This is a genomic window from Pseudarthrobacter sp. LMD1-1-1.1 (genome assembly GCF_040676255.1).
In the GTDB taxonomy this organism is placed as follows: Bacteria; Actinomycetota; Actinomycetes; order Actinomycetales; family Micrococcaceae; genus Arthrobacter.
Map to the genome: position 1 here is coordinate 186676 of NZ_JBEGHP010000022.1, position 22155 is coordinate 208830.

Genomic DNA, 22155 nt, shown 5'->3' on the forward strand with positions numbered 1-22155 from the left:
CCTAGCCCTGGCCTTGGGTCTGCGGGACGCGCAGGCTGCCGTACCTCTCCATCCGGTGCCAGCGCAGGTGGACGCCGGCAACTGCCGTGACAACGGCCTGGATGACCACCAGGTACATGAGCTGCCGGTAGACGAACTGCTGCAGCGGGAGTGTCCAGAGCGGTCCCAGCCGTTCCCTGTCGAGCCGGAACGCGTAGGCGGCCATGAGCAATTGGACCGCCAGGAAGACCAGCCACAGCGCCCCGATCCGCAGCGGGTCCAGGAAGATCAGGCCGTAAAGGGCGAAGACATCGACGATGGGCGCGAACAGGGGAAGCAGCACCTGCAGTACCAGCAGGTAGCCCAGTCCACGCCGCCCAAGCTTGCCCGCAGCACCTCCCTGCACCACGGCACCCCGGTGCTTCCACATGGCCTGGAGGGTGCCGTAGCACCAGCGGTACCGCTGTCGCCACAGGGCGCCAAGGGTTGCGGGCGCCTCCGTCCAGGCCCGTGCGTCCTCCTGGTACACCACCCGCCAGCCGTCCCGGCACAGTGCCATGGTCAGGTCGGTGTCCTCGGCGAGCGTGTCGTCGCTGACGCCCCCGACGTTGCGGAGGGCCTCGATCCGGAAGGCGCCAATGGCCCCGGGGACGGTGGGCATGCATTCGGCGACGTCGAACAGCCTCCGGTCGAGGTTGAACCCCACGACGTACTCGATGTGCTGCCATGCGCCAAGGATGCCTCCCCGGTTGGCCACCTTGGTGTTGCCGGAAATCGCCCCCACCCGGGGATCCGCAAACGGCTGGATGAGGGCACGTACCGTATCGGGCTCGAAGACCGTGTCACCGTCCACCATGACCACCAGGTCGTGGCTGGCCGCCTGGATCCCTGCGTTCAGTGCGGACGGTTTGCCGCCGTTCTCCTTGCGGATGACGGTGACGCCGGGCAGGTCGAGGGCCTCCACGATGTCCGCCGTCCCGTCGGTGGACCCGTCGTCCACCACGATGACCTCTACCGGGTGCGTGGAGGCAAGGATCGACAGGACGGCGGCTTCGATCCCGGCGGATTCGTTGTAGGCCGGGACAATCACGGTCGCCGGTTCAGTCACCACGGGCCCCACCATCACGTCGACGCGGCGCCGGCCACGTCCTGATCCGGGAAGGCGGCGTGCAGCACGGCTGTGGCGTGCTGCGAAGAACATGACCAGGACGGCACGGAGGAAGGTCACGACGCCGGCGGCGACGAGCCCCAGGGAGATCGCCCAGACGACGAAATCGCTGAGGCGGATGCCCCAGACCAGGGCAGAGCCGCGCAGCTGTTCAACGCTGGATGCGGGGCGCATGCTGTCGACGCCCACGGCGTCCCCAACCGTGGTGACCTTGTACCCCTGCGCGGAGAAGCGCGACAGGGCGGAGTCCAGCGCGGCGACGGTCTGTTCCCTGTCTCCGCCGCCGTCGTGCATCAGGACCACCTGCCCCTGCGGCCCCGACGGGGTCAGGCTGGCTTCGATCGCTTTGGTGCCCGGGGTCTGCCAGTCCTCGCTGTCCAGGCTGCTGAGCACGGTGAGGTAGCCCTCGTCGGCCATTCCGTGGAGCGCGGACCACATGCCGTTCGTAATGGCGCTGTTGCCGGCGGTGTAAGGCGGGCGCAGCAGGGAAGCCGCCTGGCCCGTCACTCCCACAATCGCATCCTGGCCGCCCTGCACCTCCAGTTCGCGGCGCCAGTCGGGGGCTGTGCCAAGGTCGGTGTGGGTCAGCGTGTGGACGCCCACTTCGTGGCCTTCCGCCACGATGCGGCGCACCAGGTCCGGGTGGTCCACCGCCGCGGAACCAACGACGAAGAAGGTGGCGTGGACGTGGTGTTCCCGAAGTACGTCCAGGATGCGGGGCGTCCACACGGGGTCCGGACCGTCGTCGAAGGTCAGGGCTGTGGTCCGGTCCGGCGGACTGACGGTTGTTACGGAGCCGCCGCGCGAATCCACCACGGGGCCGCCGTGCGAGAGCGTTGTGGGGACGGCGCCTGCGGCTTTGTCCGCCGGCAGGGAGTCCCCGGGCGCTCCGCCCAGATGGTGGATGTATCCCTGCACGGCCAGGGCTAGCCCCAAGGCCATCAGGGTGGCGAGAAGGACAAACCAATGCGCCCTGACAGTGGCAGGGACGTTGCTTGTGGCGGGTCGGGAACCCTTATTCCGGCGGGTCATGTTACTGGTGCGCGGGGGCGGTGGGCCGTGTGGTCTGGCCCGGCGCCGAGCCGCTCGCGCCTGGGGCGGTCGCGCTGGAGCCCGGCGCTGTTCCGCTGGTTCCAGGGGCGGTTGCGCCGGTGCCGGTGGCGGTTCCGGATGTTCCGGGGACTGCGGGGGCGGCGGTCGGAGCCGGGGCAGGCGCAGCGGCGGGGGCGGCGGGCGCAGCGGGCACGACGGCGGCACCCTCCGCCGGAGGTACGGCAGTGACAGCAGAGACGGGCACCGGGACGGCCGCCGGCGACTGCTCAACAACGGGAACGGCGGGCCCGGTCAGGCCGGCCCGCGGATCGGCAGAGGGCGGGGTTGTTGGCGTTTCGCGGGGTCCGGCGGCGGCCGGCAGGGGAAGGAATGGTGCCGACGATCCGGACCCACCGATAAAGGCGGCCACTACGAGGATGACGTATGCCGCCACAAGCCCGACGACCCCGAGGCCGATCATCTTGACCCGCCGGAGCCGGCGGCCTGACGCGTCGACGAACACGGGTCCACGCGGGGAGATGGCGGGCGACTGATCGGAGGTCTCTTCAGGGGCTTTCATCGAGCAATAACCTTAGGGGACCCCTCGTGGCTAGCACAAAAACCCGGCGGTGGTCTCCGGCAGCTGCAGTCCGGGACGCGGATCCGCCCCGGTGACGTGCATAACGCACTGCGGTTTCCGTTCCGGGCGTGGTGACGCAGGGACATGCTTTGGCTAGGATCAAGGTTCTACGGTCAGTCATTTGACGGCCTGGCGCCCGCCGTGGACGGCATGGCGCCAGGTGAGCAGGGAGGCCACCATGGATGTCACCCAGTCCGCGCAATACCCGCTTGATCCCTTTCCGCAGTATGAACACATGCGGGCAACGGCCCCCGTTTTCCAGGATGACCAGTCAGGGAGCTGGCATGTGTTCCGGTACGACGACGTCCAGCGGGTGTTGTCCGAACACGCAACCTTCTCGTCCCGCATGGGTGGTGATAATCCCTCCGCCACCGGCCAATTGTTCGCGTCCAGCCTGATCACCACCGATCCCCCGAGGCACCGGCAGTTACGCTCGCTGGTTACACAGGCGTCCACGCCCAAGGCTGTTGACGCGCTGGCTCCCCGCATCGCCGGACTCACTGACGAGCTCCTGGCGGAGATCGCCGGAAAGGGAAGCGCAGACCTGATCAGGGACCTGGCCTACCCGTTGCCGGTCATCGTCATCTCCGAGCTGATGGGCATCCCCAGCGAGGACCGTGAGCGCTTCAAGCACTGGTCCGACGTGATCGTCAGCCAGACGCGGACCCTCCCCGCCAGCGAAACGCAGGACTCCACCACGTCGGAGATGGTGGAGTACTTCCTTGCCCTGATCGACCAGCGCAGGAGCCGTCCCGGCACGGACCTCATCAGCAGCCTGCTGGCCGCGGAGATCGACGGCCAAAAACTGACGGTGCCCGAGCTGCTCGGTTTTTGTGCCCTGCTGCTGGTAGCCGGCAATGAGACCACCACTAATCTGATCGGCAACGCCGTTTTGTGCCTGGCGGAGTCGCCCGGCACCCTCGAGCGGCTCCTCAGCGAGCCGGCCTTGGTTCCCCAGGCGCTCGAGGAAGTGCTCCGCTTCCGCTCGCCGGTCCAGTCGATGTACCGGGTGGCGGTGGCGGACACCGTCGTGGGCGACCAACTGATTCCCGCCGGCGCTCCAATCGTCGCCTGGATCGGCTCGGCCAACCGTGACGGGCAGCAGTTCCAGCGGGCCGCCGAGTTCGATGTGGACCGCAACCCCAACCGGCACCTGGCGTTTGGCCATGGCATCCATTTTTGCCTTGGGGCACCGCTCGCCCGGCTCGAAGCAAGGATTGCACTGGAAGCGCTGCTGTCCCGCCTCCCTGGACTTTCCGTGGCTTCCGGAGCGCAACTGGAACGAATGGACAGCAGCATCGTTTACGGGCTGAAGGAACTTCCCGTCACCTGGCAACCTGCCTGACAGGCCCGGACGAATGATCCCGGGGGGAAAGCCGCGGAATGCATTCACCCGGCGGTGCCCGCTTTCGCAGCGTACGCGGTGGCCTGGGAGCTCACCTGGCGGATGTAGGCGTCGGACTGGTTGTAGGCGTAAATGGCAGCTGTCCACCCCTGCGCTGTGGTGAGGTCACGGCCGCGGCCGCAAAGATACGTCGCCGCGCTGAGGGCGGCGTCATCGATGTTGAACGGGTCCGCCGCCCCGTCCCCATTTCCGTCCATGCCTGCGATCCGCCATGTGGAGGGAATGAACTGCATGGGTCCCACCGCGTGGTCCCAGCCGGCGTCGCCATCCAAGGCGCCGCCGTCGGTGTCGGCTATGGCGGCGAATCCCGCGCCGTTGAGGCTGGGGCCCACGATCGGGCCGCTGGCCTGGCCGGCGGAGCTCAGGCTGCCGCCGCCGTACGTGCCGTGGGCTGATTCGACGAAGCCGACGGCGGCGAGCGTGTTCCAGCCGATGCCGCACGCCGGAGCTGATTCGTTGGCGGCAACGGCCGCATTGACGTAGGCGCGCAGGGCCCGTGCGGGGATTCCGGTGTGGGCGGCAGCCGTGCCAAGCCACTCGGCGTCGGGGCTTCGTGTGACGTTTACGGCGGTGGCGAGCCCATCGGGCCCTGGCTGAAGCTTGACTCCCGCTCGCGGGGGCAGGAAGGCGGCCGTACGGGCCCCGGCCCCGGGCTGGCCCAGCAGCCAGAACGAGAAAACTGCGCTGGCGCAGACCACGAACAGGCTAAGGGCCACAAAGCGTTTTACACGGAGCACTGACCAATCAAACCACCCCGGCCTCTCCCCCATCGGTACCATCAGGCATGGGCAGGAAGAATTACCTTATCGAGGGCGGCTCGGGCACGGGCAAGACCGCGGTCTGCAACGAATTGCGGCGGCGCGGCTACCACGCCATCAACGGCGACCGTGAACTTGCCTACCAGGGTGACCCGGAAACCGGTGAACCAGCAGGGGACGCCACCGGCGTCGCTGTGCACAGGCACCACATCTGGAGAGTCGCCGACGTCCGGGCCCAGGCAGCAGACCAGCGGGACGCGGTGACGTTCTTCTGCGGCGGGTCGAGGAACCTCGCCAAATTCATCGATCTGTTCGACGGCGTCTTCGTCCTCGAGGTGGACGTGGGCACGCTGAAGCGGCGCCTCGACCAGCGCCCGGCAGACGAATGGGGAGGGCAACCGGCGGAGCGGCAGCTGATCGAGCACCTGCACGAAACACGGGAAGAGATCCCGCAGGGCGGCATCGCGATTGACGCCACCGCGCCGCTGTCCCGGGTCGTGGACAACATCCTGCACCACGTGCAGGCAGCCCACCCTGCCTAGCCGTCCGAAGGCAGGGCACTGCTCTTCCTGGCCGGCGGCGGGTCAGCGCACCACCGTGCGGTGTCCGGCATCCAGCCTCTTGGTCCAGCCCCGCGAATCCAGGTGTTCCAGCAGCGGAACCGCGATCCGGCGTGTTGTGCCCAGCGCCTGGCGGGCCTGGCTCGTGGTGAAGGGCTGGTCCAAACCGGCGAGGGTGCGCATGGCAAGCGCCGGGGCGGTGGGCAGCAGCACCACCCCGTCGCGCAGGCGCAGCAGGCGCCCGGTGCGTTCAGCGGCTGCGAGCTCGCGGGCACCCAGGCCGAGGGCCGCCAGCTCATCGGCTTCGGGGGCCCGGAACGCATCCGCACTCAGCCTGCCCTCCAGCGTGGCGATTGCCGGCTCGATGGGACCAAGGTTGCCCTGGCTGCCAGGGAGCCGGACGTGTCCGCCGTCCTGTTCCAGGCCGGCCCCGCGGATGACGTGGGAAAGCAGTTTCTCGTCGGGCAACGTGAGCAGGTCCCGCGCCGCACCCATGGACAGGCCCGGGGCCAGGGCATCCCGCTCCTGCAGCGCCTGGACCGCGCCGCGCAGCTGATGCTGCCAGGCCTCCAGGACGGGAGTGTGCACCCACCAGTCGTCGATGACCCGTACACCGGCGGGCGCCTCCGCGTCATGCCCGGACAGCAGCCCGAGCCGGCGCAGATGTTCCGCCTGCACAGCCCTGCGGGCTGCCACCTCTCCCAGTACGTCTCCGGCGGGGTCCATTCCTGCAAGGCGCTCCGCCCAGTGGGCGCCGTCGCCGCGCCGCCGCAAGGCCGGCGGGTCGGCATCGAGGATACGTGCGCCGCCCAGCACCGAGCGGCTTCCGGGATCGCGCAGCACCAGCCGGTCCCCCAGGACGAGGGGCAGGTGCCTGTCGAGGACCAGCCGGGCATGGTCGGCGCCGAAGGGGCGCAGCCGGGCCGGCACGGACGCCGTGCCAACGTGCACCATGAGCTGTTCCGGGACCTCGCTATAGGCCACCCCGGTGGTGCGCTGGATTCCCACCACTGCTGTGGTGGGCCATGCGTCCGGGGTAACCAGCGCGTCACCGCGGCGGATATCCGTTGCGGCAACGTCGCGCAGGTTCAACGCCACCCGGCTGACCGGTTCCACCGAGGCGTACGAGGTATCCCGGCTTTGCAGGCCACGGACCACCACCGGCCGGGTATTAACGTGGCCGATCAGTTCCAGCCGGTCACCCTGGGCAAGCGTTCCTGCTGCCAGTGTCCCGGTCACCACCGTCCCGGAACCGGTGATGGTGAACGAACGGTCCACCCACAACCGGACCCGCCCATCCGTGGTGGGATGAGGCACGTTGGCCAGCACGCCGTCGAGCGCTGCACGCAGGTCAGCCAGGCCCGTGCCGTCGATGGCGGACACAGCTACTGCGGGCGCGTCCTGCAGGCCGGTCCCGGCCAGTTCCGTTCGGGTCCGCGCGAGCACCTCCGCAACCCGCTGCCCGGATGCCCGGTCCGCGCGGCTCAGCACCACGACGCCGTGTTCGATCCCCAGCGCAGCGACAGCGTCCCGGTGGTCGCTCGACTGTGCCTGCCAGCCTTCGTCGGCGGCCACCACAAAGCACACCACCGGCGCGGGTCCGATGCCGGCGAGCATGTTGCCCAGGAAGCGTTCGTGGCCCGGTACGTCGACGAACGCCACGTCCTGTCCGGACGGCAGCGTGGTCCAGGCATAGCCCAGGTCAATGGTCAGCCCGCGGCGCCGTTCTTCCTCCCAGCGGTCCGGCTCCATCCCGGTGAGGGCGCGGACCAGGGTGCTTTTACCGGAATCGACGTGCCCGGCTGTGGCAATGACGTGCACGGTTCAGCCCGCCCTGCCTGCATCCGCAACCTCAAGGGTTGCCAGGGCACGCCGCACCGCCTCGACAATCCGGCCGTCGTCCTTTGCGGGCACGCAGCGCAGATCGATCAGGCAGGAGCCGTCATGGACGCGCGGCAGCACGGCCGGGTCGCCGGTCCGCAAGGGACGCGCAAGTCCCTCGGGGAGCCGGAGTGCCCACCCAGGCAGGGGCACGCCGGGGGCGCCGCCGCCCCCTACCCTGCCGTCATGCGGGACCACGGGGACGCCGAGTTCCCGGGCGAGCCGGTCCGTACGGCCGCGTAATTGCCCGACGTCGGTGTGCAGCGCCTGCACGACGGGCGGCGTACCGCCCGCAACCGTTGCTTCCAGGGCGGCCAGGGCAAGTTTGTCTGCCCTGACGGCGCGGGCGAGCGGATGGCGGGCCAGCCGGGTGATGACCTCCTTGCGGCCCAGCAGCAGCCCCGACTGGGGGCCGCCCAGCAGTTTGTCGCCGCTGGCGATGACGACGTCGGCCCCGCTCGCCAAGGCGGAGGCAGCGTCGGGTTCATCCGGCAGGAACGGATCCGGGGCCAGCAGTCCGCTGCCCAGGTCGGCAACGAGGGGGACGCCGTTGGCCGCGGCCAGGCGGCCCAGCTCGTCCAGGGAAACAGCTGAGGTAAAACCGTCAACCCGGAAGTTGCTTGGATGGACCTTGAGGACGCACCCTGTGTCAGGACCGATGGCTCCTGCATAGTCATGCAGGTGCGTGCGGTTGGTGGTGCCCACCTCGCGAAGCCTGGCACCGGTCGATTCCATCAGGTCGGTCAGCCTGAATCCGGCACCAATTTCTACGAGTTCGCCACGGCTCACCACGACCTCCCGGCCAGCGGCGAAGGCTGTTGTAGCCAGCACCAAGGCCGCGGCCCCGTTGTTGACCACCAGCGCGTCTTCAGCGGCGGGGCAGGCAGCGAGAAGTGCCGCCCGGGCACCGGCGCCACGGCAGGAGCGGCTGCCGTCTGACAGGTCCAGCTCCACGTCGACGTAGCCGCTGGCCGCGACAAGAGCCTCCACTGCACCTTCAGAAAGGGGGGCGCGCCCAAGGTTGGTGTGGACGATAACGCCGGTGGCGTTCAGCACCGGGCGCAGGGAGGTTGCCGTACGCGCAGCGACGGCGGCCAGCAGGGCCGGTTCCACCTGGCCGGGGGGCAGCCCGCCGCGCCGTGCCTGCTCCTGGACGTCCCGGACAAGTTCGCGGATGACGCGCTCGTTCAGCCGGGTGCGGGCTTCGCGGACGGCAGGCAAGGCCAGCAGGTCATTTGTGCGGGGAATCAGGCGCCGGGGATCGACGTGGTCCACAGCCCTCCTCATATCGCGGCATGCACTGCCGAAAGTTGGCGGTGGCGGACGGGAATCGAACCCGCCAGGCCGAGATGCTCAGCCTCACCGGTTTTGAAGACCGGGGGGCCCACCAGGACCCGGACGCCACCGCGCCTCAATATAGCAGGGTTGCCTGGGAGGGTACGCTGGGCGGGTGAATGAGGCTCAGATGTCAGTCCAGCAGCTCGATGATGGTGCCACCGGCGCATTCCGGCTCACCGACTATGCCCACGGCGGCGGCTGTGCGTGCAAAATTCCCCCCGGGGAACTCGAAGATGCCGTCCGTGGCCTCATCGGCCAACCCGGTGCGGAGGTCCTGGTGGGCCTTGACAGCGGCGACGACGCTGCGGCGGTCCTGGTGCGCGAAGATCTTGCGGTCCTGACCACCGCTGACTTCTTCACCCCCGTTGTCAACGATGCATATGACTGGGGCCGCATTGCCGCCGCCAATGCCCTGTCGGACATCTATGCCATGGGCGGCCGGCCGGTCACTGCGATCAACCTGGTCGGCTGGCCCCGCGGCGTCCTGCCGATGGAATTGATGACTGAGGTCCTGCGTGGTGGCTTGAGCGTGGCATCCCAGGCGGGGTGCCCCGTGCTCGGCGGGCACTCCATTGATGACCCGGAGCCCAAGTACGGCATGGCCGTCACCGGCGTCGCCCATCCTGACCGCTTGCTGCGCAACGACGCCGCCCGGCCGGGGCTGCCCATCACGCTGACCAAGCCACTCGGCGTCGGTCTCCTGAACAACCGGCACAAGCAGACCGGTGAGGTGTTTGAAGAAGCCGTGGAGACGATGGCGGCACTCAACCGCGACGCCTCCGAGGCGGCGGTGGCCGCCGGCGTCCGTGCGGCGACGGACGTGACCGGTTTCGGCCTGCTTGGACACCTCCACAAGATGGTCCGTGCCTCGGAAGTGGGCGCGGTGATCGACATAAATGCCGTTCCCCTTCTTGGCGGAGCCCGCGAGGCACTCCGGGACGGCTTCGTTTCCGGCGGGACCCGGCGCAACCTCGACTGGGTGCGTCCGCACCTGGAGGCTGCACCGGGCATCACCGAGGACGATCTGCTGCTGCTGGCCGATGCGCAGACGTCCGGCGGCCTGCTGGTGGTCGGCGAGTTGCCGGGCCACCCTGTCATCGGTCACACCACTGTGGGGCAGGGTATCCAGATCCGCTGAAACCGGGCAGCTGCCTCAGCTGCCGGTGGTGATTGCGTCGCCGGTAACGCCGGCGGCGCGGCGCGCTGCGAGCCGGTTCTTCTGCGGTTCGATGGTGTACCGCGGATCCCTGGCAGAGGCGAGGCCTGCCTCGAACACACCAAACCGGGTCAGGGCCGAGGCGGCCAGCAGTGCCAGACCCGACGCGGCGGCGACCATCCGGTTTCGTCCGCCCAGCAGTGTGCCCAGGCCTCCGGCGACCGCCAGCCGCTCGCTCCACTTCAGCATGGCGCCGGCTTTGCCCTGGTGCAGTGGTTCCACGGCTACCGGGTCCATCCGGTGCTCCATCACCTTCATGGCCACCACATCCCCCAGGACGCCGAGCACGGCGAGGTTGCGCGCAGGACCCGTCTCGTGCACGGGCGTGGTGACCATCGCGAGCCCGGCAGACGCGAGGCAGGCCGAACTCACGAAAACGAAAGGCAGTTCCTCGTGGGCTGCGTTCCACGTCGGTGTGGCAGTGTCACCCAGCAGGACGGCCGTGTACGCCGCCAGCGGCCCGGCGAACACCGCAGCTTCGATGCCTGCCGGTCCTTCGACAGCGCGCAGGACCTTGCGCAACGGACCCAGGGGCAGCCGGTCTCCGCTCATCCGGTCGATTTCCGCCACGGCGGAGACGCCGGCGCCGGCGCTGAAGGCGCTGAGGATCCACGAGCCCACACTCATCGGGGAGGTGACCTTGAAAGTCCGCAGCATGTGCAGGAAACGCTCCGGCCGGCCAAGGTCCTTCACCAGGGCAACCGCACCCGCGCTCACCGCTGCCAGGGCACCCAGCCGGGCGTTCCGGCGCAGCACCGGGCGTCCGGTCAGTTGGCCGCCGGCGCCCAGGAGGGCCGAACCGGCTGCCACGCCACCCAGGAAGAGGTAGATCGCCACGTCATCGCCCCAGGGGGCGGGTTTCACGACGGAACGGCCGTAGTACGAGGTGAATTCCGGCTCCGGCACCATCGGCATTTCCCGGGAGCCGTCACCGTTGTCCCGGCGGCGGCCCGTCCCCCGCTTGCCGCCCGCCCGGCGGCGGCGTGCGGGCTCTGTTGGCCGGAAACTGTCGAACTCGGAAAGTGTCACGCGCGTCCTCCCAGGAAAGCCAGCGCAGCGGCGGCGGCCATGCCTGCTACCGCCATGCCGGCCCGCCGGTACATCTTTGGCAGATCAGCTGTGGGTACGCGCGGGTCCGGCGGAAGTCCGTAGACCTCCGGTTCGTCCAGCAGCAGGAAGACGGATCCGGTTCCGCCGACGCCGTCGTTTTCGTTTGCGCCGTAAAGCCTCGCCTCTGTCATGCCCTGGGCGTGCAGGTTCGCCACCCGTTCCCTGGCCGTCTCCACCATGTCGTCGTGGTCGCCGAACTTGATGGACGTCGTCGGGCACGCCTTCGCGCAGGCGGGAGTCTCGTCTGCCACCAGCCGGTCGTAGCACAGTGTGCACTTTTGGGCGATGCCTTCGTTGGGGACGGCGGGATGCCCGGCGTGCTGGTCTTCCCTGCTGGTGGCCACCTTGACCGTGCCGTTGCTGCGGCGCTCGATCACGCCGAAGGGGCACCCGGCCACGCACGTTCCGCAGCCGTTGCAGACGTCGTCCTGGACCACCACGGTGCCGAACTCGGTGCGGAACAGCGCTCCGGTGGGGCAGACGTCAAGGCAGCCGGCGTGGGTGCAATGCTTGCAGACGTCGGAGGACATCAGCCAGCGGAAGTCTGCTGTGTCAGGCGGCGTGGTGTCCGCCTCAGCCAGATCCGCCGGGGCGGACGCTGCGGGGGTGGGGGGACCGATGCGGGGCATGCCCAGGCTGACCAGGGCCCGGCCTGATTCCCGTGCCTCGACAATCCGGTCCTGGCCCTGCTCGATGAAGGCGACATGCCGCCAGGTGCTGGCGCCAAGGGATCCGGTGTTGTCGTAGGAGGATCCGAGCAGTTCGAGGTTGCCGTCCTGCGGGTTGTGGTTCCATTCCTTGCAGGCGACTTCGCAGGCCTTGCAGCCGATACAGATCGAAGTGTCAGTGAAGAAGCCCTTGCGCGGATGGTTGTGTTCCCAGTGGGCATCGGCGGTGGGGTCGGTTGGTCCGGACAGCTGGCCCATCTAGTTCTCCAAGGTGGGATCGGTGCCCGGAACGCTGCCGCTGGGCAGCGTTCCGGGCCGGGCAAAGTAGGTGCGGGCCCCGCCGGGTATGACGACGGTCATTCCCCGCCGCCCTTGGCGTGGCCGCCAGGCCCCGCGGGATTAATGCCTTCCGCCGCGGGGTTGGTGACGGCGCGGTTGCCGGTCTCGATGGTCAGCCCGGCCCTCGCCTGGTATTCGGCAACGAGGGCAAGGAGGTCCTCCCCGCGCGGCCGGCGGCCTGGACGGATGTCGCAGGAGGCCACCTTGGATTCCTGGATCTGGACGTTGGGATCCAGGGTCACGCCCAGCAGGTCGTTAGCCGCGTCACCGCTGACCACAGCGTTGCTGCCGACGCCCCAGTGGTAGGGCAGCCCGATCTGGTGCACGGTGTGGCCGCCGACGGCCAGCGGCCTCATCCGGTCGGTCACCAGCACCTTTGCCTCAATGGCAGAGCGGGGCGAGATGATGGTGGCCCACCCATAGGGTTCCAGTCCGCGCTCAGCGGCCAGTTCGGGCGACACTTCGCAGAACATCTCCGGCTGCAGTTCGGAGAGGTACGGCAGCCAGCGGCTCATCCCGCCCGCAGTGTGGTGCTCCGTGAGCCGGTACGTGGTGAACACGAACGGATAGACATCCGCCCCCGGGGTACCGGCACTCGGTGCGCTCAGGTTGTCCAACCGGGCATACCTCAGTCGTGCCGGACTCTGCTGCTGCGGATACAGCCCGTTGGCCACCGGTGATTCCTGGGCCTCGTAGTGAGTCGGCAGCGGGCCGTCCACGAGCCCCTTGGGCGCGAACAGCCAGCCCTTGCCGTCGGACTGCATGATGAACGGATCGTCCCCGCTGAGCGCGGCCGGGCCGCCCACCGAGGGGTCGGGTTTGCTGCCGGGTGCGAGGGTCGGCGGGAAGTCGGGGACGTCGTCGCCCACCCACTTCCCCTGCTCTGCGTCCCACCAAACGTATTTCTTGCGTTCGCTCCACGGCTTACCGGCCGGATCGGCGGAGGCCCGGTTGTACAGGATCCGTCGGTTGGCCGGCCACGCCCAGCCCCATTCCGGCGCTGCCGGGCCTTGCTCCTGGCCGGGTTTCCGGTTGGCAGCGTGGTTGATCCCCTCAGCGTAGACGCCGGTGTAGATCCAGCAGCCCGCCGTCGTAGAGCCGTCGGCGCGGAGTTCGGTGTAGGCGGAGAGCGGCTTGCCGGCATCCGGACCGGTCAGGTGGCGGCCGTTGATCTCGGCAAGCACCGACTCGGGGTCCGGATCGCCGTGGTCGTCCGTGGGGTAATCCCACGTCAGGTCCAGCAGCGGCCGGTCCCTTTCGTCCTGGGAATCGGCGAGCTTCTCCCGGATCCGGTGCCCCAGTTCATAGAAGAACTGGAGTTCGCTCTGGCACTCCCCCGGCGGGGCCACCGCCTGGTGGCGCCACTGCAGCAGCCGCTGGGTCTGGGTGAAGGATCCGGCCTTCTCCACGTGGGTCGCCGCCGGCAGGAAGAAGACTTCGGTCTCGATATCCTCGGTGCGGAGTTCCCCGGACTCGATTTCCGGGCCGTCCTTCCACCACGTCGCGGACTCGATCATGTTCAGGTCCCGGACCACGAGCCACTTCAGGTGGGACATTCCGAGCCGCTGCATCCGCCCGTGGGCCGAGCCGACCGCCGGGTTCTGGCCGAGCAGGAAGTAGCCTTCCACCTCGTCGCGGAGCATACTCATCACGGTCTCATAGGTCCCGTGCGCACCGGTCAGCCGCGGCAGGTAGTCGTAGGCCCAGTCGTTGTCCGCCGTCGCAGCGTCACCCCACCACGCCTTCAGCAAGCTGATGGTGTACGCGTCGGCGTCGGCCCAGAATCCCTTTTGGTTCTTCGAGGCGTTGGCCGCCAGGTACTCCTCCAGGGTGTCGTGGCGGCCGGCACTGGGCATGGGCAGGTAGCCGGGGAGCAGGTTGAACAGCGTGGGAATGTCGGTGGAGCCCTGGATGCTCGCATGGCCCCGGAGGGCCATGATCCCGCCGCCAGGGCGCCCCACGTTCCCCAGCAGCAGCTGCAGGATGGCGGCGGCCCGGATGAACTGGGCACCCAGAGAGTGCTGGGTCCAGCCCACGGCGTACGCGAAGCAGGTGGTCCGGTCGCGGCCGGAGTTCTCCGTGATGGTCTTCGCCAGGTAGGCGAAGTCGGCTTCGCTGATGCCGCACATGTCGCGCACCATTTCCGGGGTGTAGCGGGCGTAGTGCCGCTTCACGATCTGGAAGACGGTCCTGGGGTTCTGGAGCGTGTCATCCCGCAGCACCTCCGCGTGTTCGAGGGGCGGACCACCGCTGCCGTAGGCATCGCCGGAGGCCCGGGCGCCGGCTTCGGCGCCGTGCTCGGGACCGGCCGGTTCGTCGATGGAGCCGTCCTCGCCTTCGTCGTAGGCCCACGACGAGTTGTCGTAGGCACCCTTTTCCGGGTCGAATCCGGAGAAGAGGCCGCCCAGGTCCTCGGCGTCCCGGTAGTCCTCGTGGACCAGGGTGGCCGCGTTGGTGTACGCGGTCACGTACTCCTTGAACCACAGGTCATTGGCGATGACGTAGTTGATGAGCGCGCCCAGCAGCACGACGTCAGAACCCGCCCTGATGGGGATGTGCTTATCCGACACTGCCGAGGTCCGCGTGAACCGGGGGTCGATATGGATGACCTTCGCTCCGCGGGCCTTAGCCTCCGCCACCCACTGGTACCCCACGGGATGGCATTCGGCCATGTTGGAACCCTGGATGACGATGCAGTCGGCGTTGGCCATGTCCTGCAGTGATTGCGTAGCACCACCGCGTCCAAACGAGGCTCCCAAACTGGGAACCGTTGCGGAGTGTCAAATACGCGCCTGGTTCTCGGTCTGCACCGCCCCGGCAGCTGTAAAGAGCTTTTTGATCAGGTAGTTTTCTTCGTTGTCCAGGGTTGCGCCGCCCAGGGAGGCGATGCCCATGGTGCGGCGCAGCAGCCGGCCTTGGTCGTCTTCCTGCTGCCAGGTCCTGCGGCGGGTTTCGATGAAGCGGTCCGCCACCATCTCAACGGCCGTGGCCAGGTCCATGTGCTGCCACTCCGTGGAACGCGGCGCACGGTAAAGCACTTTGGTCTGGCGGCCCGGTGAGTTGACAAGCTGCTCGCTCGCAGAGCCCTTTGGGCACAGGCGGCCGCGTGAAATGGGTGAGTCCGGATCGCCCTCGATCTGGACCACTTTCTCGTCCTTGACGTAGACACGCTGCCCACAACCGACGGCACAGTAAGGACACACGCTCTGCACGACGCGGTCGGCGGTGGCAGTCCGGGGGGCTATTGCTTTTGTCTTGGCCGACGTCACTGCCGGCCCACGGCCCAAGAGGTCGCCCGTGCTTAGCTGACGGACGACCGGCCATTGAAGAAAACTTCGCGGTGCCATTTCTGGAGCATATCCCAGACGGCGGCGGGAGCAACAGGAAAAGGTTGGGCGTGTCCCACGGCAACGTCCGGCCCGGGCCGGGTGGCTGCAGGAGCCCTTGCGCGGGCCCGGGGTGGGACACCGGCGGCCGGGCGTCGCAGACCTGCTTACCGCTCGATGCTGACGCTGAGATCCAGGTGGATGTCCTCACGGGCGAGACGGTCCTGGAGGTACCGGGCGAGGCTCGCATCGGTTGCGGTGTGCGCGCCCTTCGGGACGGCGCCGCGGAAGACAGCTTGGGTATTCGTCGACCTGAGTACGTCCAGGGGCGTTGACCGGAGATGACCGTCGGTCAAGCGTTCGATGTCGGTGCGGAAGGTGCGTCGGTGGTCATGCTGCGCGGAGGCGTGCATGGTGAACGGAATGAAAGCTACGGGCAACGGGGTCCTTTCGAGCGAGGCAGCCGGCGGTGGGGGCCTCACCGGTAACAAGGCAAAAGCTGGCCGTGGTATTCCCATCCGGGCCTGAAGGAGGCGGACGTCACGGAGGGCCTTGCCCGCCGCGGTCGCGTGGCGGAAGCGTGTTGACCCTGGCTCTGCCCATACCGTAGGAATTGAGCGTCGCTCCGCTGCACCGCGGAACGCCCGAACGATCAGCAGTCAAAGCGAGGAACACGGTGGAACAGCCTCACATAGTCAAGGACGGCACCGCGGCATTCCCATGCAGTTCAGACCCGGGCAGTTCGCAGGCACCACTTACAGTGGACCAACTGCTGCTCGAGAGCCGCGCCGGGCTTGAGCGGGTGCACCCGTCGGATCTTGAGCGGGAGATGGCAGCGGGCGCACTGGTCATTGACACCCGGCCCGTCGACCAGCGGAACCGCGACGGCGATCTTCCGGGCGCAGTGGTTATCGACCGAAATGTTCTGGAGTGGCGGCTTGACCCTTCCAGCCCCCACCGGATCCCCACCGCCGGCGACCCGGCCCGGCGGATAGTGGTGGTCTGCAATGAGGGCTACAGCTCCAGCCTCGCTGCACATACACTGCAGCGCCTGGGGTTGAGCCGTGCGACTGACCTCATCGGTGGCTTCCAGGCCTGGGCTGCCCTGCGCGCTGATTCCTGAAATTTCTTCGGTGCACGGCCACCGCGAGGACGATGAAGGGTCAGCGGGCAGACCAGCTCCGGCTCCACGTCCCCAGCCGCCCTGGTGGGGCATCCCGCAGTCACCTGGGGATGACCCACCCGGGCCGCCTTGCAGATATGGCGCAGTCTGGACCCCTATGGCTGCTAATGAAGCCCGGACCGGCCAGTTCAGCTAGGCATCGATCACCAGGTCCGTCTGGGCGGTGGAACAGCAGGGCAAGAACTTGCCTGCATCGATTTCGCGCTTCCGTATTCCGCCCTGGTGGTTCATTTCGACCTCACCCGAAAGTTTGACTACCTTGCAGGAGCCGCACATTCCTTCCTTGCAGTTGGCACCGATCCGCACGCCCGCGCGCTGGGCGGCACCGAGGATGTGTTCTTCGGGGTCGATCCGCACATTGATGCCGGTGCGCATGAAGGAAAGGGTGAGGCTTCCCGTTCCCACGGTGTCAAAGCTCGACGCATCAGGGGACGGGGCTGCGGAATCCGCCTCCGAACCACCCTTGGCGGCTTCGGTCGAGGGTGCCTCCGGTTCGACAACCTCCAGCGGCAGCCCTGATGCCTCCAAGGTACCGTCAGCGTCATAGCCGGGTTCGTATAGCCCGAACGCGGCGGGCTGGCTTTCGTAGTAGTCCTCTGCCGAATCTGCGATTTCCTCGGCAATTTCCTCCGCGATGTCCGATGCCAGCGCGATCTCTGCCTGGTATTCAAGGAGGGTTTTGCGATCTCCGGAGAAGAACTCCATGTAGATCGAGGTGTCGTCGACGCCGACCTTCTTGAGCAGTTCAGTAGCGGTGTTCAGGTAACCCTCGGGGCCGCAGGCGTAGACCTGCCGGCCGTTGGCGTCGGGGGCCACCTCCTCGATCATTGCCGAGCTCAACCGTCCGCTGAAGCCCTCCCACTCCTCAGGCCTGCCGCGGTCGCCCAGGGCGTAAAAGACCTTGACGCGCGAGTCAACGGAAGCGATGTAGGCCAGCTCCCGGTCGAATGCGAAGCCGCCGGCTTCCGCACCGTGGTAGAGCACCACCACGTTGGCGGTCCCGGGCAGCGAGTGGATGGTCCGCAGCATCGACATGATGGGGGTGATGCCCGCGCCCGCGGCCAGGAAAAGGTAGCGTGCGCGCCGGTCGGCATCGGGCAGGTGGAAGGCCCCCACGGGTCCCAGCATGTCCAGGACGGTGCCGGGTCTGACATTGTCGTGCACCCACGGCGACACCAGTCCGCCCGGGTCGCGCTTGACGGTGACGCTGAAGGTCCACGGTTCCGTGGGCGAACTGGACAGCGAGTAGCTGCGGTCCACGGGCTCGTGCTCCTCACCGTTCACCGGGAAGGCAATGTTGACGTACTGGCCCGCGCGGAACGCCAGGGGCGCACCGTCGCAGCGGCGGAACACGAACGTCATCATGCCGCCGGCCTCGGGGATGGTCTCGACGCATTCCGCCATGAACTCCTGCGGATGCCAGGGACCCAGGGCCCGGGCAGCGCGGGCCGGGGCCTCGGCGCTGCCCATGACCCTGTTCCACGGCATTTCCAGGCCGCGGATGCGCTGTGGCTCCTGGATTACCGTCTCGGTGAGGAGTTCCGTCATGCCAGGTGCTCCTGCACACGCTGTACGTACCAGTTGATGAATGCCTCTACCTGGTATTCGCTCTTCATGTAGGGGCCGGGCTGGTAAGCGGGGCTGCCGGCACCTTGCTGGCAGAGCTCAACGAACGCCTTGTCCTGCAGGTTTGTTTGCTTCCAGGTGTAGGTGAGCTTGTCCAGGTCGTAATCGACGCCTTCTTCGGCGTCGTCCGCTACCAGCCAGGTGGTGCGTACCAGTGATTGGTGCTCGTTGATGGGGAAGACGCCGAACGTGATGACGTGGTCGCCCAGGAAGTGGAACCAGCTGTTGGGCTGCAGGTGCATCGAGCAGCGGCCCAGGCGGAAGTCCGGCAGGTCGCCGAGCAGCTTCTTGGAGAGCCTGCGGCCGTCGGCCGAGAACGATTCGCCTTCCCCATCCAGGGATTCGCGGGATATGCGGATACCGGCAATGCGGGTATCGAGTTCTTCAACCACCCCGTAGGGCAGGCCGTAGCGGCGGCACCGCTCCTCGAGGGAGGACTGGGCTTCCTTGTTGCGGTCCCAGACCTCTTCGAGGTGGGCCGGGATCAGGCCCTCGGTCAGGCCCCACGTGGGAAAGAGCGAGCAGGCCAGTTCCGGGTGTCCGTCGCAGTGGTAGCACTCACGGTTGTTCTCCATGACGAGCTTCCAGTTGCCCTCTTCGATGATGTTCTGCTGGTAGGCAATTTTCGTCTTCGACAGGTCGTGGGGTGCGAGGTAAGGCTCAAAGATTTTTGAGGTTTCATCGAAGTCCGTGGGCGGCTCGTCAGCGATGCAGACGAAGATGAGTCCGGCCACCTCGCGGCTGTGGGCCCGCTTGAGGGCGAAGCAGTTCTTGTCAAACTTGGCCTCGCCGGGAGCGGAGGCGTGGATCAGGTTGCCCTCAGGGGAGTAGGTCCAGGAGTGGTAGCCGCAGACCAGGTTGCCGGTGGACCCGGTGGCTTCGGTAAGGACGCGGGCCCCGCGGTGCCGGCACACGTTGTGCAGGACATTGACGCCGCCGTCGTCGTTGCGCAGCACGATCAGGGAGTAGGGGCCGTAGTCGACCGTGATGTAATCGCCTGGCTCGGGCAGCTCGGCAACGCTGCCGGCGAAGATCCAGTGCTGGCCAAAGATGGCTTCCATGTCGATTTTGAAAATCGTGGGGTCTGTGTAGAAAGGGGCGTCGAGTGAATATCCCGTGCGGCGGAACGCAAACAATTCGGTGATCTCCGCCAGCTGCTCTGCAGGCAAGGATGAAGCGAGTTTTCCGCGCGCGTTGAGGGGCTGGTGCACTGGAGCAGTCATGGTTTTTCTCCCGAGAAGCGTGGGTCAGTGTGCTGGTTTGCGAAGACGAGGGTTACGTTTCCGCAGCCCGTTGCCAAAAGTCGTTGTAGTCACATTAGGGCTGCCGGGTCTGCAACAAAAGCGCAAGAATCAGCGGATAACCGTGCACAATATATGCATGATCGATCCAAGGCTCATAACGCTTCGAGTATTCGCCAGATGCGGCACCGTCAGCGGAACCGCGGAGCTTACGGGGTACTCTCCTTCCGCAGTCTCAGCGCAACTGCGTGAGCTCCAGCGGGTACTCGGTCTGCAGCTGCTGACGAAGGACGGTCGGGGTGTCCGGCTGACCGCCACGGGCCGCTTCATCGTGGCGGGTTCGGACACCCTCATCGCGGATTGGGAGAGCCTGCGCGCGGCGGCAATGGAGGCCGGCGACCAAGTGCAGTCGCGTTTCGGCCTCGGTGGATTTTCTACGGCTGCCGCCCAGTTGCTGGCCCCTTTGGCCGCCACCCTCCGCTCCACGCGCCCCCAGCTGGAGGTGCAGGTACTCGAGGCCAATCCGGCCCGCTGCTTCGATTTGCTGGTGGCCGAGCGGATCGATCTTGCGGTCATCGTCGCGATGCAGTCCAACACCTATAGTGACGATGATTTGCGCTTCGAGCAGACTGTTTTGCTCGATGACCCCCTTGACGTGATCATTCCGTCCGACCATCCGTTGGCATCGCGGGAAACGGTGACGCTTGAAGAGCTGGCCTCGGAACCCTGGATCACCGAAGCCGCTGGTTCCACGTACCACGCCCTTTTCACCGCCGCGTTCACCGCAGTGGGGGTAACCCCGCGGATTGCCCACGAGGCTGTGGAGTGGGAGACCCAGATCGCCTTCGTCGGTGCGGGGCTGGGCGTGGGCCTGCTGCCACGACTGGCGCCTCTCCATAGCGCAGAAAACGTCGTGCGGCTGCGCATAACCGGCAAAGGGCGGCCCGTCCGGCGGATTGTAGCTGTCGCTCGCCGGGGAAGCATCGGATCCCCCCTGATCCAGGAGTCACTCAGCATCCTGCAGACCAACGCCAAGCGGATCCTCGCCGCCCGCCCGGAAGACGACCTGTGACGCCGCATTGCACGGAAAGACTCGACGCCGGCTGGTGCAGGATGGTGCAGCAAAGGTATTAAAACCCTGTTGACCTGCTGTAATACCCCCTATACGCTGAACCCAGCCTTGGTATATCAGTCGACGACGTCTGAATATATCTCCAAACGGGTTGGTGATTGCGAGCACCCCCGCTCCGCCTTCCCCTGCGACCCTCGGCCATCCCCGGGAAAGCACCTTTCTCCATCGCAGACCCGCCCAACATGGAGTTCACCGTCCATGACCGGATATCCCGGGCTTCTCCACACGCTCCGCAACATCTATCGATAAGGAAGTGGCCATGTCAGGAAACAGAGCAGTTGCCTACAAGGAACCCGGCGTCGTCGAAATCATCGACACGGACTATCCGACGTTCGAACTCAAGGACGGCCCGGGCGTCAACCCGGCCAACGTTGGCCGCAAGGTACCCCATGGCGCGATCCTCCGCACGGTGACCACCAACATTTGCGGCTCGGACCAGCACATGGTCCGGGGGCGCACCACCGCTCCGCAGAACCTGGTCCTTGGCCACGAAATCACCGGCGAGGTGGTGGAGGTGGGGCCCGACGTCGAATTCATCAAAGTGGGCGACATTGTCTCCGTGCCGTTCAATATCTCCTGCGGCCGCTGCCGAAACTGCAAGGAGCGAAAGACCGGCATCTGCCTCAACGTCAACCCGGACCGCCCGGGCAGCGCCTACGGCTACGTCGACATGGGAGGCTGGGTGGGCGGACAGGCCGAGTATGTACTGGTCCCCTACGCCGACTGGAACCTGCTGCGCTTCCCGGACCGGGACCAGGCCCTGGAAAAGATCCTGGACCTGACCATGCTCTCAGACATCTTCCCCACGGGCTTCCACGGGGCCGTGACTGCCGGCGTCGGTGTTGGCTCCACCGTTTACGTGGCCGGCGCCGGACCGGTGGGCCTTGCTGCGGCCGTAGGCGCGCAGTTGCTTGGCGCCGCCGTCGTGATTGTGGGCGACATGAATGAAGACCGCCTGGCGCAGGCGAGGTCGTTCGGCTGCGAAACCGTCAACGTGACGAAGGGCGACCCGAAGGACCAGATCGAACAGATCCTGGGAGTTCCCGAGGTGGACTGTGGCGTGGACGCCGTCGGCTTCGAAGCCCGCGGCCACGGAAAGGATGCCTCCCACGAGGCGCCTGCCACGGTCCTGAATTCCCTGATGGACATCACGGCCGCCGGCGGTGCCCTTGGCATTCCCGGCCTCTACGTCACCGGAGATCCCGGTGGAATTGATGAAGCAGCCAAGCACGGCTCCCTCTCGCTCTCCCTGGGCACCGGTTGGGCGAAGTCTTTGTCCTTCACGACAGGCCAATGCCCGGTGATGAAGTACAACCGTCAACTGATGATGGCCATCCTGCATGACAAGGTCCAGATCGCAAAGGCCGTCAACGCCAAGGCCATCCCGCTCGAAGATGCTCCGCGCGGCTACGCCGAATTTGACGCTGGAGCCGCAACAAAGTTCGTGCTGAACCCCAACGGCTACGTGAAGGCGTAGGAGGAAACGAGGGAAGCCGGGGGTCCGGGGCACTCCGCCACTGCGCGGCTGTCCTGCGGCCTCCGGCACCCGCAAC

17 protein-coding genes and 1 tRNA gene are annotated in these 22155 nt (G+C 67.2%); 6 read left to right on the forward strand and 12 right to left on the reverse strand.

From position 1 onward, the window contains the following. Position 1 precedes the first annotated feature (1 nt). Both MRBLMD1_RS11455 and MRBLMD1_RS11460 read right to left on the reverse strand, forming a co-directional pair. Positions 2-2089, reverse strand: a complete 2088-nt coding sequence (locus MRBLMD1_RS11455) for a bifunctional polysaccharide deacetylase/glycosyltransferase family 2 protein (protein WP_364399549.1) — start codon at positions 2087-2089, stop codon at positions 2-4. A 91-nt stretch (positions 2090-2180) separates the two neighbouring features. Further along, on the reverse strand, positions 2181-2759 hold the full coding sequence (locus MRBLMD1_RS11460; RefSeq protein ID WP_364399551.1) for a hypothetical protein: 579 nt from the start codon (positions 2757-2759) through the stop codon (positions 2181-2183). 238 nt (positions 2760-2997) lie between these two features. Between MRBLMD1_RS11460 and MRBLMD1_RS11465 the strand changes: the two genes are divergently transcribed. Then, positions 2998-4164: a cytochrome P450 gene (locus MRBLMD1_RS11465; RefSeq protein WP_364399553.1), complete on the forward strand. Its 1167-nt coding sequence runs from the start codon at positions 2998-3000 to the stop codon at positions 4162-4164. A 44-nt stretch (positions 4165-4208) separates the two neighbouring features. On the opposite strand, the gene MRBLMD1_RS11470 is transcribed toward MRBLMD1_RS11465, so the two are convergent. After that, the gene (locus MRBLMD1_RS11470; protein ID WP_364399555.1) at positions 4209-4961 is read right to left on the reverse strand and encodes a lytic transglycosylase domain-containing protein; all 753 of its coding nucleotides are present in this window, start codon (positions 4959-4961) and stop codon (positions 4209-4211) included. A gap of 47 nt (positions 4962-5008) precedes the next feature. Between MRBLMD1_RS11470 and MRBLMD1_RS11475 the strand changes: the two genes are divergently transcribed. Beyond that, the gene (locus MRBLMD1_RS11475; protein WP_364399557.1) at positions 5009-5524 is read left to right on the forward strand and encodes a nucleoside kinase; all 516 of its coding nucleotides are present in this window, start codon (positions 5009-5011) and stop codon (positions 5522-5524) included. Between the two features lie 42 nt (positions 5525-5566). Here the strand turns inward: MRBLMD1_RS11475 and selB are convergent, their stop codons facing one another. The 3 genes from selB to MRBLMD1_RS11490 all read right to left on the reverse strand — a co-directional run bounded on the left by selB (position 5567) and on the right by MRBLMD1_RS11490 (position 8829). Beyond that, complete coding sequence (gene selB, locus MRBLMD1_RS11480) at positions 5567-7363, reverse strand: selenocysteine-specific translation elongation factor (RefSeq protein WP_364399559.1); 1797 nt, start codon at positions 7361-7363, stop codon at positions 5567-5569. Positions 7364-7366: 3 nt separating this feature from the next. Further along, the gene (selA, locus tag MRBLMD1_RS11485; protein ID WP_364399561.1) at positions 7367-8698 is read right to left on the reverse strand and encodes an L-seryl-tRNA(Sec) selenium transferase; all 1332 of its coding nucleotides are present in this window, start codon (positions 8696-8698) and stop codon (positions 7367-7369) included. Between the two features lie 36 nt (positions 8699-8734). After that, positions 8735-8829 (reverse strand) — tRNA-Sec (locus tag MRBLMD1_RS11490). A 59-nt stretch (positions 8830-8888) separates the two neighbouring features. On the opposite strand from MRBLMD1_RS11490, the gene selD reads away from it, so the two are divergent. Beyond that, positions 8889-9899, forward strand: coding sequence for a selenide, water dikinase SelD (gene selD / locus MRBLMD1_RS11495; protein ID WP_307490033.1), 1011 nt, complete (start codon positions 8889-8891; stop codon positions 9897-9899). Between the two features lie 15 nt (positions 9900-9914). Here selD and nrfD read toward each other — a convergent pair whose 3' ends face one another. The 4 genes from nrfD to MRBLMD1_RS11515 all read right to left on the reverse strand — a co-directional run bounded on the left by nrfD (position 9915) and on the right by MRBLMD1_RS11515 (position 15860). Next, positions 9915-11006, reverse strand: coding sequence for an NrfD/PsrC family molybdoenzyme membrane anchor subunit (gene nrfD, locus MRBLMD1_RS11500; RefSeq protein ID WP_364399563.1), 1092 nt, complete (start codon positions 11004-11006; stop codon positions 9915-9917). Beyond that, the gene (locus tag MRBLMD1_RS11505; protein ID WP_159634519.1) at positions 11003-12013 is read right to left on the reverse strand and encodes a 4Fe-4S dicluster domain-containing protein; all 1011 of its coding nucleotides are present in this window, start codon (positions 12011-12013) and stop codon (positions 11003-11005) included. Before MRBLMD1_RS11505 ends, nrfD begins: the two co-directional genes overlap by 4 nt. A gap of 98 nt (positions 12014-12111) precedes the next feature. Then, positions 12112-15441 (reverse strand): formate dehydrogenase, encoded by a 3330-nt coding sequence (gene fdh / locus MRBLMD1_RS11510; protein WP_364399565.1) that lies wholly within the window; start codon positions 15439-15441, stop codon positions 12112-12114. Positions 15442-15587: 146 nt separating this feature from the next. Continuing rightward, positions 15588-15860: a hypothetical protein gene (locus MRBLMD1_RS11515; protein ID WP_236560932.1), complete on the reverse strand. Its 273-nt coding sequence runs from the start codon at positions 15858-15860 to the stop codon at positions 15588-15590. Between the two features lie 320 nt (positions 15861-16180). Here MRBLMD1_RS11515 and MRBLMD1_RS11520 point away from each other — a divergent pair, with 320 nt between their 5' ends. Beyond that, positions 16181-16543: a rhodanese-like domain-containing protein gene (locus MRBLMD1_RS11520; protein WP_236560935.1), complete on the forward strand. Its 363-nt coding sequence runs from the start codon at positions 16181-16183 to the stop codon at positions 16541-16543. A gap of 192 nt (positions 16544-16735) precedes the next feature. On the opposite strand, the gene MRBLMD1_RS11525 is transcribed toward MRBLMD1_RS11520, so the two are convergent. After that, positions 16736-18151, reverse strand: a complete 1416-nt coding sequence (locus tag MRBLMD1_RS11525; protein ID WP_364399569.1) for a ferredoxin reductase — start codon at positions 18149-18151, stop codon at positions 16736-16738. Then, complete coding sequence (locus MRBLMD1_RS11530) at positions 18148-19452, reverse strand: aromatic ring-hydroxylating oxygenase subunit alpha (protein ID WP_224025988.1); 1305 nt, start codon at positions 19450-19452, stop codon at positions 18148-18150. The genes MRBLMD1_RS11525 and MRBLMD1_RS11530 overlap by 4 nt, the downstream gene beginning before the upstream one ends. A gap of 157 nt (positions 19453-19609) precedes the next feature. Here MRBLMD1_RS11530 and MRBLMD1_RS11535 point away from each other — a divergent pair, with 157 nt between their 5' ends. After that, positions 19610-20542, forward strand: a complete 933-nt coding sequence (locus MRBLMD1_RS11535) for a LysR family transcriptional regulator (RefSeq protein WP_159634531.1) — start codon at positions 19610-19612, stop codon at positions 20540-20542. A gap of 319 nt (positions 20543-20861) precedes the next feature. Then, on the forward strand, positions 20862-22079 hold the full coding sequence (gene fdhA, locus MRBLMD1_RS11540) for a formaldehyde dehydrogenase, glutathione-independent (protein WP_159634534.1): 1218 nt from the start codon (positions 20862-20864) through the stop codon (positions 22077-22079). The last annotated feature ends 76 nt before the right edge of the window (positions 22080-22155 follow it).

What these genes read in the sequence shown, in the direction of transcription:
- MRBLMD1_RS11455 (WP_364399549.1), bottom strand. Translation starts at nt 2,089, where the DNA reads ATGGCCTTGGGGCTAGCCCTGGCCGTGCAGGGATACATCCACCATCTG.
- MRBLMD1_RS11460 (WP_364399551.1), bottom strand. Translation starts at nt 2,759, where the DNA reads ATGAAAGCCCCTGAAGAGACCTCCGATCAGTCGCCCGCCATCTCCCCG.
- MRBLMD1_RS11465 (WP_364399553.1), top strand. Translation starts at nt 2,998, where the DNA reads ATGGATGTCACCCAGTCCGCGCAATACCCGCTTGATCCCTTTCCGCAG.
- MRBLMD1_RS11475 (WP_364399557.1), top strand. Translation starts at nt 5,009, where the DNA reads ATGGGCAGGAAGAATTACCTTATCGAGGGCGGCTCGGGCACGGGCAAG.
- selD (WP_307490033.1), top strand. Translation starts at nt 8,889, where the DNA reads ATGTCAGTCCAGCAGCTCGATGATGGTGCCACCGGCGCATTCCGGCTC.
- MRBLMD1_RS11505 (WP_159634519.1), bottom strand. Translation starts at nt 12,013, where the DNA reads ATGGGCCAGCTGTCCGGACCAACCGACCCCACCGCCGATGCCCACTGG.
- MRBLMD1_RS11525 (WP_364399569.1), bottom strand. Translation starts at nt 18,151, where the DNA reads ATGACGGAACTCCTCACCGAGACGGTAATCCAGGAGCCACAGCGCATC.
- MRBLMD1_RS11530 (WP_224025988.1), bottom strand. Translation starts at nt 19,452, where the DNA reads ATGACTGCTCCAGTGCACCAGCCCCTCAACGCGCGCGGAAAACTCGCT.
- MRBLMD1_RS11535 (WP_159634531.1), top strand. Translation starts at nt 19,610, where the DNA reads ATGATCGATCCAAGGCTCATAACGCTTCGAGTATTCGCCAGATGCGGC.
- fdhA (WP_159634534.1), top strand. Translation starts at nt 20,862, where the DNA reads ATGTCAGGAAACAGAGCAGTTGCCTACAAGGAACCCGGCGTCGTCGAA.